Genomic DNA, 13,943 nt, shown 5'->3' with positions numbered 1-13,943 from the left:
TGGGTAAATCCCTATATTTTATGAATTTAAATATTAAATTTCATAATTTAGCTTTAACTCTGCTCATTTTAGACTTTGTCTGACATGATTAGCCTTTGAAATTATACAAATTCACTCTCATGATATTACAGAATCTTAACAAGGCTAAACTATAACAATCGGTTGTTAAAGCAGGATTTTATCCACAATCTTATAAACAAAATCAGCACTAATCTTTGCACTAGATTCTAAAAACTCATCAAAGCTTTGACTAGCCTCTCCATCGGCACTATCACTAATAGAGCGGAAGATGCAATATGGGATTTTAAAATTATCACACACACAGGCTACACTTGCCCCCTCCATTTCTACTGCGATTGCATTAAATTCTTTTACGATAGAATCTTTTATCTGCTGATTTGCGATAAATTGATCTCCACTTGCCACAATGCCCTCTTTTATACTAAGCCCCATATCTTTTGCCACTTCCTTTGCCATGTCGCATAGCTGCTTATCGCTTTCATAAAAAAGCTTACCTTCAGGGATAAAGCCCATAGCATGTCCAAAGGCAGTGATATCCACATCATGCTGACATAGCTTTGTTGCAAGTAATAAATCCCCAACCTTTAGCCCCTTTGCCAATCCCCCTGCAACACCACTAAAAATAATCTTTTCGCAACCAAAGCGTAGTATCATGGTAGTCGCACTGATTGCTGCATGCACCTTGCCTATTTTGCTATACGCGATGATAATCGTTGCGTTTTTATATGTGATTTTATAATACACATTCCCTGCAATTTCTATGCTTTCATATTCTTTATAAAGTGTTAAAAGCGGCACAATCTCTTCACGCATAGCCCCAATAATACCTATTGTCATATTTTTCCTTTTCTATGTAAATTAAAACGCTGATTATAACATAATATAGAATCCTTGTGCTATAAAAATTAGGACTATAAGAAATAGTAACAACTTATCTAAAACTATGCTAAAATTAAGCTTTTTGAAACTCTTTAGATTCAATGTATTTATATGCTTATAAAAGGAAATATTTATGAAAATTAGTCCCCGCTATATCCTGCCAAATCTCTTTACAGCAGGTAGCATATTCTTAGGTGTCATGGCTATTTTTATGGCACATAAGGGTTTGGTGCAAGCAGATTCTAAGGCTTTTACAACGGCTTGTTGGTATATCTTATTTTCTATGGTGCTAGATGGGCTTGATGGTCGCGTAGCCCGTCTTACAAATACAGCGAGTAAGTTTGGCGTAGAGTTTGATTCTCTTGCTGATATTGTTGCTTTTGGTGTTGCCCCTGCGGTGCTATTGTATTTTTATGTAGGGCATGATTATGGTCGTTATGGTGTGGCAATTAGCGGTTTATTTGTGGTGCTTGGGGCTATTCGACTTGCACGATTTAATATTACAACAAATGTTGAGACAAATTCTTTTATTGGGCTTCCTATTCCTTCTGCGGCGGCTATTGTGTGCTTATGGATTATTGTGGTGGAACATCAAAAGGTGAGTTTTTTTGGCTGGATTGAGTTTTTACGCACAAATACTTATGTTTTTCTCATCTTTGCATTCTTTATTGCTATTCTTATGGTGAGTAATATCCGCTACCCAAGCTTTAAAAAGGTGCAATGGAATCTAAAATATTTCATCGTGCTTTTAATAGCCCTTGCGTTTGTTATCGCCCAGCCATCTTTAGCCCTTTGTGTGCTTTTGAGTGCGTATATAATCTATGGTGTTATAAGATGGATTTTTATCGTGCTTTTTAGAATCACAATGAAAAAGAAAGATATTGAAGAGATAAAGGGGGATAATGGCACACGCAAAGAGTAATCTCAATCTAGCAAGCGATAGTATCCCAAAACTCTTTTTTAACTATTTTATCCCCATGCTTTTAGCCATGCTTGCAATGGCTAGTTATTCCACCATTGATGGCATTTTTGTTAATAAAAAGCTTGGTGATGACGCTATGAAAGCAATCGTTGTAGTATGGCCCCTATTTCCTTCTATGATGGCGTGTTCGCTTATGTTTTCTTTAGGTGGAGCAACTCTTATTAGCTACTATCTTGCAAAAGGGAGAGCGAATATTGCTAGGGCTATTTTTAGTAGTATTGTGTATTTGCTTTTTCCTTTATCGCTTTTAGTTGGTGTTTTGTGCTATGCGTATGCTAGTTCTGTAATTGACTTTTTTGCGCGGGGTTTAACACAAAATGTGCATGATATGGCGGTGGATTATCTGCGTGGGACTTGTGTGGGACTTTTTGGAATCATATTACATCCTGTGCTTGATATATGCGTGGTGAATGATAAGCGTCCCCGCCTTGCTATGTTTGCTATGTTTCTTGGGGCTATTTGCAATGTGATATTTAACTATCTCTTTTTATTTGTATGGGAGTTTGGCATTATCGGCAGTGCGTATGCTACGACTTTAGGGCATATTATCGGCTCTCTTGTGCTATTGTGGCATTATATAGAATCTAGACATAGGGCATTATTACTTGGCTTTTTTAATAAAAATCTAGCCAATAAAATACGCACAGCATTACCCTTTATCTGTGAGAAAAGCGGGGAGTTATATTTTGTAAAAGTGCTTAATTGGAATCTGCTTGGAAGAGCGATAAAATATGGCTCACCTTATGCGGCAAGTGAAGCAAGTGTAGGCATTGTCATGTGGCTTTATAATCAGATTCTAAAAGATATTGGCGGTGAGTCTGCCCTTGCGATATATAGTGCTATTCTTTATGCAGGATTTAACTTTTTTACCATTATGATAGCATTAGCAGAATCCATACAGCCTATTGCAAGTTTTAACTATGGCATGAGACTTTTTAATCGTTTGAGAGAGATTCTAAGATTCTATATCTATGTAGCATTGGGGCTTTCTTGTGTTCTATATACACTATTCTTTGTATTTAGTGATTTTGTTGTGTCATTGTATTTAAAGGATTTAGAGCTTAAGGCACAAAGCGGGGTGGCACTCAATATTTACTTTATTGGCTATGTCTTTTTGAGTGTGAATTTAATTATTGCATTTTACTTGCAAGCATTACAACAAGCCCTAGCTTCTTTTGTCGTAACGATAGCTTACACACTTGCATTCATTGTTGTGCTACTACCACTTATGACACATTATTATGGAATCATGGGTGCATGGATCGCCTATCCTATATCACAATGCTGTGCTTTATGCGTGAGTGTTATGGTTTTATACTATACTACAAAGCGTTCTGGGCAATAGTCATAAAGATTCTATTTTTATCTTTTGTATGCAGTCTATGTGATATTTGAATCTTTATAATCTAATTAGACCCTTCTAATATGATTTTTATATTGACATATTCACCTAAAAGCTCTTTTGGGGTGGTTGTAGCGATATTAAAGTCAAAGCGATTAATCTTGCCATGTAATTCTACGCCGATGACATTATCACCATAGCTGACATAGCAGCCGCAATCTGTGCTAGAATCATTTGTCTTTAAATGCGGATTTTGCAATGGCATATCGGTTGTTTGCAATGCGAAAGGATTAGTATTTGTGTTTTTTTCTTTTAAGGATAGGCTTGGATTGCGTATTGGTCCTGTGATTTTTACCTTAAAGGCTACTTCTTTTGTTATATTATTTATTGTGAGTTTTGTGTGTAAAATGTTATTTTTATATGAGATAGATTGTAAAAAGGCTTTTTTAGTGTGAAAAAAATCTGTTGAAAGTAGCTCTTCATCTCGTGCGGCATTATAGGTATTAATACTTTTGATATCAACTTGCCCTTGCAGATTCTTAATCGCATTATTTTCAATATCAAGTGTGCCAGAAAACTCTTGAAAATGCCCTATGGTATCAGCGACACTTAAATGCTTTACACTAAAACTCACACTTGAATGCGTCTCATCGATAACATATTCCTTTGCTTGAAGAATCACACAAAAAAGCATGAAAGTAAAAAGTTTTTTCATATTTAACCTTTATTTTATTTACTTAAAGCCCAAGATTCTAACATATCTAAGCATAAAAAGGGTTAATTCACTCTGTAAGCTAATAGCTAAAAACATAACTCATCATCGTAAAAAATAACTAATTGAAGCAAATCCAGCTACACCGCATGACTTAATCTCATGCACTCTTAAATCACTATTTATACCACCTAATGCAAATGCCCTCTCTTTTACATGCAAAGGCAAATTTTGTAGATATGGCAAACCTAAAGCCTTATTGCCCTTATCATAGAATATAGGGCTGATTGTAGCGTAGTTAGCCCCAAGTGATAGGACTTTAGATAAATCTTTTAAATGATGTGTGCTTACAAAAATAGGATAGAATCTTTTATCTAGCCTATTTTCTTGTGATAAGTTTTCATAAGTATTTACGGCGTGATTGAATGGAGTTAGAAAGTATGAAAAAGATTCCATATTACATAATAGCTTTAAACTTTTTGCGATACTTGTGCGAGAAAGCGTGCTATAAAGAATCTTTACTTTTTCATGCAAACTCATGTTATCTTGCAAAGAATATATTAAAGCATGGCTTTGCTTTAAATCTTTACAGATATTCTCACGCAAAAGAGATATATCAGATTCCTTAAAATGTATGCCTAAGTTAAAGCCATGTAGCCATAAAAGTATGAGTGTCTCAAGTTTATAGATAGAGAGATTCAGTAATAAAGCTATATTATGAGTTTGACAGAATCTATATGTTTCAAATAGTTTATGATATTCATTCGCAGATAAAATATCATTATTATCATAGCGAAATGCGATAAAATCTAACTTCATAGTTTTAGATTCTAACATAGCATAAGCATATTGTAGCTTTGTATATAATGTATCATCAGCATAATATGCAGGGGATAAAATGAGATAGGATAACATCAAGAAGCCATTAAACTAGATATTAAATCATAATTACGCAAAATAAGATAAAAGAGTGTGCCACAAAAAATACTCACTAAAATATTCTTAAACATAATATGTAAAAACAGCACAAAAATAATGCCAATAAGCCCATAGACCCCATTATCAATATTATCTAAGCCCAACATATCCTTACATGAATACACAAATATCATAGCAATAAGACTAGGGGGCAAAAGAATGCCTAAATCTGTGATAACTTTTGGGGCTTTATTACGAAAAATAAAGAATGGCAAAAACCTTGTTAATGCCGTAAGTAAGGCTATAAAAAGTATCATAATATATAGCATATTACCCCTTTAATCTTGACTTAGAATCTTCCATAATACTTTCATGCCCTCACTTAAATCATATCTAAAATGCTGCATAATACTAGGCACAATAATGGCTAAAATCACTAAAGCCACGCCAATTTTCACAGGGAAACCAATCACAAGCAGGTTAAATTGCGGGTGAGTTTTCATAATCATGCCAAAAATAATATCAGTCAAAAGCAACACAGCAATAATAGGAAACGCCATAGAAAAGCCGATTAGAATCATATTTGCAAATGACTTTGTAAAATATGCGACAATATTATCACTTAGCATAAAACCACCAAGTGGCGTATCATTCAGCGTTCGCGCGATAATATCAAGCAAAAGATAGTGAAAATTAAAATGCAATGCCATAAGAATTGATAAAAACACCACAACTTGAGAGACTATAGGCTTTGTAGTCCCACTCATAGGATCATACGCACTAGCCATAGTCAAACCCATAGAAAAACTTGCCAAATCCCCGGCAAATACGATAGATGAAAAGATGATTTGCAACACAAGTCCACAAGTAAAACCTAAAAGTATCTCAAACAGCCCACCAATCATAAATGCTGTCAAACTAGGATAAGAGATAATATGCGTTACCATCGGCATAAACACAACTGCAAGCACAAAGGCAAGAGCCGCCCGCACACTCACAGGTAAAATCTGATTATCAAAAAAGGGGAAAAATGCAAGAATACCGCCAAAACGCAACAATAGCATTAAAAACGCCATAACATTTGCATTTGTAATATAGGGGAGAAAATCAAGCATAAATAACCTTACTTTTGATACAAAACTCGAAATACAAATAATCTTAATTTTAATGAATCTTAGTGAATCTTAGGAATAAAATTATAGCATGAGATTATTGAGATTCTAAAGTGTTTTGAAGTTTGGGTGAAATAGGATTGAATAAAAAGCATGTTCCCGTGCTTAACTTAGGTTCAAAAACATACTGATGTGATTGTGTGAAATCTTTTGATCGTGCTTTGCCTTAAATTTGCATTAAATAAGTTGCAATCTCATTCTAACTAAAGCAAAGAGAAATGCTAGTGCCTATGTTAAGTGTGCTATTAAGATTGATTTTTGCATGATGTAGGTGTGCTACATGTTTAACTATGCTTAAGCCAAGTCCTGTGCCATTTATCATGCTTGAGTGGCTTTTATCAACGCAAAAGAATCGCTCAAACACTCTCTCATGATACATTTCTGGTATGCCAATGCCACTATCTTTGATATGCAATGTTTTGTGTGTCGCATCAAGAATTATCTCTATACTGCCTTTATCCTTATTGTATTTTATAGCATTCTCACAGAGATGAGAAAGCATAACAAGAAGTAGTCGCTGCTCTCCCATAACCAAAAAATCATCGCCTTGTATAGCACAAGAAAGCCCTTTTTGCTGGATAGAATCTTTAAACATAGATAAAGTAATTTCACAAAGATTTCGCATGGAAAGCGGATAAGGCGTAAAAGTGTAGTCATTATCAAGCTCATTTAGGATAATTATATCTTCAATCAAAGCCATTAAATGCCTTGCTTCCTTATGTATATTGCAAAGAAATTTTGGAATGTCTTCTTGTTTAATGATATTGTTTTGCAGCATTTCAAGCACGGCTAAAATGCTTGTGAGTGGGGTTTTTAGCTCATGTGATACATTTGCGCTAAATTCTCGTCTTAACTGCTCTCTTTGTGCTTTTTCTGTGATGTCGTGTAGGAGTAAGGCTACGCCGATTGGGGTTATTTTTGTTGTATTTTCTGTGCTTTGATTGGCTGTGAGATTTGGGTTAAAATCGCTAGATTCTGTATCATTGTCTTGAATTATATATGAAAACTCGCTTTTAGATTCTGTGTTAGTTATTTTGCTACGCTCAACATGATGGGCTATTGTGTTAGATTCTAGAATCTTACAATTTTGCACCCCTACACCCTGCACCCACCCATTTGGATAAGAATCTAGATTCTCAAAATTTTGTGCTTTAGTGGAGTTAAGCACAGATTCTATAATGACTTGATAGGTGCGTCGTTTTTGTGTATGATTTCTGTTAGCTTTTCGCCTTGCATTGCAAGATTAAACCATTTTTTATATTGCGTATCTAGTGTGGCTATATTCATGCCTTCATGTAGGTTGCCAAAAAACTTCATAGAACTTTTATTAAACGATAAAACACTGCCTTTAGAATCAAGTAGCAAAAAGCCATCTTTCATATTTTGCGTAATCGCATTAAATGTTTCCTTGTCTGCTTGTAGTTGCTTTATTTGAGAATCTATCAAGCGATTTTGCTCATCAATCTTATGTAAAAGCGGTGAGAGTTCTTTATAGCTTTTTAGTCCAAGCGGATTCTCTAAATTGAGTGCATTTAATGGTGCGATAATAAAGTTTGCAATGCTTCTTGCAAGCATAAAGCTAACCGTCAAACACGCAAGTAAAATAAGGCTCATATAAGGCAGGGTATCATAGAGAAGTGAGGGCATATTTTTATGCGGACTTGCTATGCGTAAGATATAGGCTTGTAGGTTTTTAGGATTTTGAGTAAAATCTAGATTCTGCGTTGTCTCTTGCGTGATTTTGCGGGAGTTTGCTTTTTTTGCTTCGGCACTACCGCTTAGGTAGCTTCTCGCAAAAAAAGCTTCACAACCCACAAAACGAAGTTTCTTTAGAAAATCATCACAAGATACTTCCGCAGTTGGCGTTTTGGAGTTTTTAGAATCTAGATTCGCTAAATTTTCGCCCTTGTCTATACAATTTGAACGATTAGCTAAATTGTGATGGATAGTCATATCGCTTAGATAACTCCTACCCTCTAATTCAGCCAAAGCCTCCAAAGCCATAGAGCAATTGCTAGAATTTGTGGATTTGTTTGCGTGGCTTGTTGGGGTAGAATCTAGATTCCTACTAAAATTTGAGCTAGTTTCTAAACTCACACTTGATTCTATAAGCCTTTTTTCTAGCATGATTCTTACAGCGTGATAAAGCATTTCTTGCTGCATGCTTTGTGAGTAGCGATAGCTTTGGGCTACCCCATTTTGCATACTTTCTTTAAACTCTATCCTTTCTGCATGATTATCAAGTGCTTCTTTTAATGCAAGATTATCATACACAACCTTACCATGAGAATCTATAAGGCTTACACGATAGGCGGTATTAATATGTGATAGATAAGAGATTCCCTGCTGTTTTAACCCTATCTCAATATAATGGCTATTTTGCTGTAAATGTAATAGAATCTGCTTTTCATAATAGTTTGTAAAAAAGACAAAACTAGCCCATAATCCAAGCAATACCCACCCAAAGCATACGATAAAAATAGTCCAAAATATCCTTTGCCGCAAAATCCACTCACTTCACTTATATTTGCGCGATTTTATAACCAACGCCACGCACGGTTTGAATGTATTTGCCACTTTCCCCAAGCTTTGTGCGTAAGGTATTGATATGCACATCAACTGTGCGTGTTTGAAACTCACTACCCCAAATAGATTCTAAAAGCTGCTCTCTTGTAAAGACTAAATGCGGATTAGCAAGGAATAGCATAAGCATTTCAAACTCTTTATAAGTGAGATTTATAGGCACTCCATTAGAGCTAACTATACGCGTTTTTGGATTAAGCGTTATTTCTTGAAAGCTGTATTCATCTAGGGATAATCCACGCGTTCTTCTCAATAAAGCGTTTATTCTAGCAAGTAGTTCTAGCACACCAAAGGGCTTTGTTACATAGTCATCAGCACCCATATTTAGCCCATAAACCTTATCTAGCTCACTGCTTTTTGCGGTTAAGAGAATGACTGGTATATGCTTTGTTGATTGCTTTTTCTTTAGAATCTTTAGGACTTCTATACCATCTTGCTCTGGTAGCATCATATCAAGCAAAATGAGTTCAGGCATACAATCTTCACTCAAAGCATTGAGTGCTTCAAAAAAGGCTGAAGGTGTCGCAAAGCCCTTTGATTCTAAAGAATGCGTATTCAATGCGTATTCAATGAGTTCTCGTATCGCATGTTCATCTTCTAGGATAAAAATCATTGTTTCACTCCAAAATAATATGATTTATTATAGCTTAGTTTTCTTTTGTCATAAATGGTGTAATGTTATTTGAAAGTCATATTATAAAGTCTATGATATAATTATGTCTTATTTCTTTTACAAGGATATTTGTGCTATCAACTAATGTTATTTCTCGTCTATTTGGGCGATTTGCCCATACAAGATTCCCAAAAAGTATGCAATATGCGATTAATCGCTTTTATGTTGATTTCTTTAAAATCAATCTTAGCGAATTTGAGAGTTTAGAATCTTATCCTACGCTAAACGCACTTTTTACACGAAAGCTTATAAAGCCTAGAATCCTGCATACAACCCCTTTTAATCTCATTAGTCCAACAGATTCTCTTATTACAGAATCTGGTCGCATTACACAGCAGACTGCCTTACAGATTAAAGGTAAAAGCTATAAAGTTGCTGATTTACTCGGTGCAGTGCATGATTTAGATACATATAGTTTTTTAAATCTCTATCTATCACCAAAGGATTATCATCATTATCATGCCCCGTGTGATTTAGAGATTTTAGAGGCAAAGTATTTTTCTGGTAAGCTTTTGCCGGTGAATTTTGCAAGTTTGTATAAAAATGAGAATCTATTCATACAAAATGAAAGGGTCGTGCTAAAAATGCGTTGTAAATATAATCAAAGCATTATGTATTATGTCGCTGTCGGTGCGTTAAATGTGGGTAAAATGCAGTTTTTATTTGATAAGGCAATACAGACAAATGCAAAACAAGGTGATTGTGTTTATACTTATGAAAAGCCTATTGCATTAAACGCAGGTGAAGAGATAGGATTTTTTGAAATGGGATCTACGATTGTATTAATCGCACAGGCTAACTGGAGTGTAAAATCAGGCGAAGTTGTGAGAATGGGTGAGCAAATTGGCACTTTAGAATCTTCTATGTGTTATTTAGCACTTTAAATTCAATGAATATCTTGATTTTCTTATGTTTGAATTCCGATAATTCCCCAAAAAAAGTCCCTAAACTTATTTTTTGATATTTCCCTGCTTTCATATGGGCTAATTATTATGTCTTGTTTGTGAAACTTGTAAGTTTTCTGTCGTGTTATTTGCAGACTCTTCACCAGAATGGCTTGTAGCTGTAGCTAAAGATTCTATATGTGATGGGCTTGTGGAATCGTTTATCGCTTCATTTGGATTTAGCTCATCATAGTGTTTGCAATAAGTTTCAAACATATCTTTTTCAAGCTTTTCATACCAATTTGTATTAAAATCCGGTGTGAAAGCTGGCATACATACCACTCGTGCGATATTTGATTTTACACTAATTGGATTGCTATCATATACTTTTCTAGTATTCACAAATACGATTGGTTGCACCCTTAGATTAAGCTTTTCAGCTAGGATTTTAGCTCCCGGTTTAAAGGGTAGAAACGCCCTTTTTCCCGGTCCCCTTGTGCCTTCAGGGAAAATAACAATAGGGCGTTTTTGACTAAGTTTATCTTTTGCTTCCTTTAAAAGCTGGATAATCCCCTTTTTATCTTCTCTATCAATAAGTATCATTTCAGGTAACTTCAAAGCATAGCCATAATATGGAAGTTCGCCCAATTGCTTCTTTGCTACCCAGCAAATATTTAAAGGGTGATCTCCCTCAAGGCATATAATATCTGATGCGCTTTGATGATTGACTACAATAAGTTGTGCATCTAGGTCATAGTCCCCTACTTTCTCCATTTTTAGCCCATTTGCAGGGAAAAAGTATTGACAATATCTTCGTGCTAATCTCCCATTCTCTCTTTTTTTCAACAAATAAATCCCAACAATAATACATGCAAGCCCAAGTGCTATAGTGAAAGTGGCAAAATAACCTCTTAATTTTTCCATACCTATCCTTTCTATTGAATTTCTAGAATCTAACGCTTATTTGTGTCATTGCGACTAATCCAACCCACTTTAGAATCAATATTTACTTTATAATAGTCATTCTTTTTATCTATTGCTTCAAGCTTTGTTGGATTTGTGATGACAAATAGCTCTGTTGAATTATGCGTTGGCTGTATCAGCACTCGTGCATTTGGCAAGGTCTTAATGCTATAGGTATTTGAAAAGATTCTATACACAATAAAGCCAAGCAATAAACATGAGATAATGGCAGCAAAATATGAACGCTTTATAAGCGTGATTAATAAAAAGATTCCAAGTATGATAAGTAGTATGTTTGTAATTTTTAGAAATGAGCTTTTTGGATTAAGATCTTCTTTTATCTCATCATCAAAAGATTCTATATTAATCGCATTTTTAATGCTTAGTGGTATAAACTCATGCTTATTAATATCAAAGTAGCTAAACTCAATAGAATTCAGCTCTTTTGGAATCCTAGCAAGCACATTAACCCGTGCAATTTCATCGCTAAATTTTGTGCCTTGACCAAACTCTTGGTCCTTAATATTTGGCAATCTAAAATCTTCTAAATTACTCCCATTTCCTTCCAACTCAATCAGTATCATATTGTTATTATCATCATAGCTCTCAAGCGTATAGTCAATGATTTTTAAGCTATTTGCCACAACGCCACTATATCCTTGCGTCTTATTTAGGGCTTGTGCTTGAAGATCTATAGAATCTGTTTGCATGGAATCTTGCAAATAGTTATTTTGCACGTGCACTACAAGTGAGGGGATAACTACCTTTGGCTTTATAATCTTAAAGGTATATGTCGCGGTGTAGTAGTCGCCTTCTTTTTGCCATTCGCTTTCTTTTATGAGTTGCACACTTTGGGATTTAGCACTTTTATCTTGTGTTTCAAGCGATGGGTTAAATTCTGTATAAACAATGCGTGCTTCATCTAGTAGCACAAGGCGATAAGTAATGCTTATGTATTGTCCTACATATAGGGTTTGCTCCCTTAGGTTATCTATATCTGTTAGCGTTGTGATATTTAGAATCTTTGCTTGTTCTGTATTATCTGTTGAAGTTATGGCTTCATCATTTTCATCATTATTTAAAACACTATTAGCGATATCGTTTGGAATCTCATCTATCGCAAAAAGTGGATTTATACACAATAGCACAAAGCATAGCATAATGCCCTTTAGATAGTTGAAAAATGTAGTTTTTGTAAATATAGAATCTAATATCGCATAAAAGCGTGATAGCATTTGTTGTGTCCTTTATGTGTTGTGTATTTGTAAAATCCCGCATTATAGCATATTGTTAGCATTAAAATCTAAAAACATTTGTTTTTATCCCTGCTTTTTGTATGATGTAAAATGTTACCACAATATACACTTATTTTAAAAAGATAAATTTATATGTAGAATTTTTACAATTTTGCATAAATTACAGACTATACTTTGTGCTTGTATAAGGCATAGGTGTTATTACCTTATATGTGTTTATGTATTGCATTTTACTTCAATTTAGTATTTATTTTTGTTTAGAGTAAGGAGCAGGGCAATGAAAGAGTATTTAGGATTTGGTATCGCAGGTAATTTTGCAAACCATTTAGAACAAGCGGGCGAGGCGAGTGATTTCGTGCATGTTGTAAGTGATGAAGAGGGCGCACCAAAGGGCATATTTCCATTCTACATTCCAAAGGATAATACATTTTTAGGGCGTTACTGCATTGATAATAAGAAGATTTTGTTACCAAAAGATACAGGATTGCGCGCACAAGCAGAGCCAGAAATAGGGCTTGAATGTGAAGTTGTGTATGAGCAAGGAAAGGTAAAGACGCTTATCCCAAAGTTTTTCATGGCATTTGATGATACTTCAATACGAAATGATAGCAATGCTACAAAGATTAGTCAAAAAAAGAATTTTTCAGCCGCTTCAAAGGGTTGTGGTTTAAGGCTTCCTATCGATAAGTTTGAAAAAGGTGGGATTTGTGATGATTATTCCTTAACTTCGTTTTTAATCTGTGATGGTAAAGCCCATCAATATGGCGATAATGCGAAACTAACAAATTATAGTTACTTTTATCAAAAGCTGATTGATTGGATAGTAAAAAAACTCAATACGCAAGAAGACCATGCGGTTTTAGAGAATCTTGACGAGATTATTAAAAGGGCTGATTATCCATCAAAAATACTTATAGCTATTGGTGCGACAAGCTATACAGAGTTTGCTGAGACTAGATTTTTGCAAGAAGGCGATGAGGTATGTGTAGTTACCTATAATCATAATAAATATAGCAATGAAAAAATTAAAGACTTGATAGAGCAAGGCGTATTAAGCCTTAAAGATGCTTCAATCGTGCGTCAAGAAGTCGTGCGTAGTGTGGATTGATATAACTCAGTTTAGAAGTATTAATAACCCTATTGCGTTTGAGCTGGGATTTATAAATTGTGATGTAAGCCCCATGCCTTGATGTTTTGGTGTGTTTATGTATGGAGTCATGTGTATATGCAAAAAGATTAAGCCTTGGTAGATTTTACGCTAAGCACAAAAGCAGTCGTTGCCTCCTTGTTTCATATTGTTTTACATTCAGTGTATAGTTTTATCTCTTTTAAATCATAGAATCAAGTAAAACAGATTCCATGTCTGCGATATACAAAAACCTACATTTGTTAAGTTATACCAACTATTCCGTAAAATCTTCCCCATCATGTTACATGTGGTAGCACGAAACGACAATTATAAACTTATATGACAAGAATATATCATAACATATCCACTTTTATTGGCATGTATATTACAATACAACGCTAAGTATCTTGAATGAAAGGGGACGATGTG

At 34.8% G+C, this 13,943-nt stretch carries 14 protein-coding genes; 4 read left to right on the top strand and 10 right to left on the bottom strand.

Going from position 1 to position 13,943, the window contains the following annotated elements; translation table 11 throughout:
- Positions 1-165: 165 nt before the first annotated feature.
- On the bottom strand, positions 166-858 hold the full coding sequence (locus XJ32_RS03525) for a 5'-methylthioadenosine/adenosylhomocysteine nucleosidase (RefSeq protein WP_005217564.1): 693 nt from the start codon (positions 856-858) through the stop codon (positions 166-168).
- Positions 859-1,033: 175 nt separating this feature from the next.
- On the opposite strand from XJ32_RS03525, the gene pssA reads away from it, so the two are divergent.
- Both pssA and XJ32_RS03515 read left to right on the top strand, forming a co-directional pair.
- A complete protein-coding gene (gene pssA / locus XJ32_RS03520) occupies positions 1,034-1,822 on the top strand; it encodes a CDP-diacylglycerol--serine O-phosphatidyltransferase (RefSeq protein ID WP_005217565.1) in 789 nt (262 codons plus the stop codon).
- Entirely contained in the window at positions 1,803-3,227 is a 1,425-nt protein-coding gene (locus XJ32_RS03515) for an MATE family efflux transporter (RefSeq protein WP_217332056.1), read from the top strand. The genes pssA and XJ32_RS03515 overlap by 20 nt, the downstream gene beginning before the upstream one ends.
- A gap of 61 nt (positions 3,228-3,288) precedes the next feature.
- On the opposite strand, the gene XJ32_RS03510 is transcribed toward XJ32_RS03515, so the two are convergent.
- From XJ32_RS03510 to XJ32_RS03480, 7 genes are all read right to left on the bottom strand, one after another.
- Positions 3,289-3,939 carry a YceI family protein gene (locus tag XJ32_RS03510; protein WP_077388372.1) on the bottom strand — a complete coding sequence of 217 codons (651 nt, stop codon included), beginning with the start codon at positions 3,937-3,939 and terminating at the stop codon, positions 3,289-3,291.
- A gap of 102 nt (positions 3,940-4,041) precedes the next feature.
- Complete coding sequence (locus tag XJ32_RS03505; protein WP_077388371.1) at positions 4,042-4,851, bottom strand: thiamine phosphate synthase; 810 nt, start codon at positions 4,849-4,851, stop codon at positions 4,042-4,044.
- Positions 4,851-5,183 (bottom strand): branched-chain amino acid transporter permease, encoded by a 333-nt coding sequence (locus XJ32_RS03500; RefSeq protein ID WP_077388370.1) that lies wholly within the window; start codon positions 5,181-5,183, stop codon positions 4,851-4,853. The genes XJ32_RS03505 and XJ32_RS03500 overlap by 1 nt, the downstream gene beginning before the upstream one ends.
- 9 nt (positions 5,184-5,192) lie before the next feature.
- A complete protein-coding gene (gene fliR, locus XJ32_RS03495) occupies positions 5,193-5,969 on the bottom strand; it encodes a flagellar biosynthetic protein FliR (RefSeq protein ID WP_004084396.1) in 777 nt (258 codons plus the stop codon).
- 256 nt (positions 5,970-6,225) lie between these two features.
- Positions 6,226-7,194: a sensor histidine kinase gene (locus XJ32_RS03490; protein ID WP_254422465.1), complete on the bottom strand. Its 969-nt coding sequence runs from the start codon at positions 7,192-7,194 to the stop codon at positions 6,226-6,228.
- 5 nt (positions 7,195-7,199) lie between these two features.
- Complete coding sequence (locus tag XJ32_RS12680) at positions 7,200-8,531, bottom strand: hypothetical protein (RefSeq protein WP_254422464.1); 1,332 nt, start codon at positions 8,529-8,531, stop codon at positions 7,200-7,202.
- A 16-nt stretch (positions 8,532-8,547) separates the two neighbouring features.
- Complete coding sequence (locus XJ32_RS03480; RefSeq protein ID WP_005219641.1) at positions 8,548-9,222, bottom strand: winged helix-turn-helix domain-containing protein; 675 nt, start codon at positions 9,220-9,222, stop codon at positions 8,548-8,550.
- Between the two features lie 131 nt (positions 9,223-9,353).
- Between XJ32_RS03480 and XJ32_RS03475 the strand changes: the two genes are divergently transcribed.
- Positions 9,354-10,166, top strand: coding sequence for a phosphatidylserine decarboxylase (locus tag XJ32_RS03475; protein ID WP_077388369.1), 813 nt, complete (start codon positions 9,354-9,356; stop codon positions 10,164-10,166).
- A 99-nt stretch (positions 10,167-10,265) separates the two neighbouring features.
- On the opposite strand, the gene XJ32_RS03470 is transcribed toward XJ32_RS03475, so the two are convergent.
- Both XJ32_RS03470 and XJ32_RS03465 read right to left on the bottom strand, forming a co-directional pair.
- Entirely contained in the window at positions 10,266-11,090 is an 825-nt protein-coding gene (locus XJ32_RS03470; protein ID WP_254422463.1) for a lysophospholipid acyltransferase family protein, read from the bottom strand.
- Positions 11,091-11,119: 29 nt separating this feature from the next.
- A complete protein-coding gene (locus tag XJ32_RS03465; RefSeq protein ID WP_077388368.1) occupies positions 11,120-12,364 on the bottom strand; it encodes a hypothetical protein in 1,245 nt (414 codons plus the stop codon).
- Positions 12,365-12,662: 298 nt separating this feature from the next.
- Between XJ32_RS03465 and XJ32_RS03460 the strand changes: the two genes are divergently transcribed.
- Complete coding sequence (locus XJ32_RS03460) at positions 12,663-13,493, top strand: DUF5718 family protein (protein WP_005217245.1); 831 nt, start codon at positions 12,663-12,665, stop codon at positions 13,491-13,493.
- Positions 13,494-13,943: the final 450 nt, after the last annotated feature.

The organism is Helicobacter bilis, from assembly GCF_001999985.1.
Classification (GTDB): Bacteria; Campylobacterota; Campylobacteria; order Campylobacterales; family Helicobacteraceae; genus Helicobacter_A; species Helicobacter_A rappini.
The sequence above is the reverse complement of the archived record's forward strand: the minus strand, read 5'-3'. Positions and strand labels throughout refer to the sequence as shown.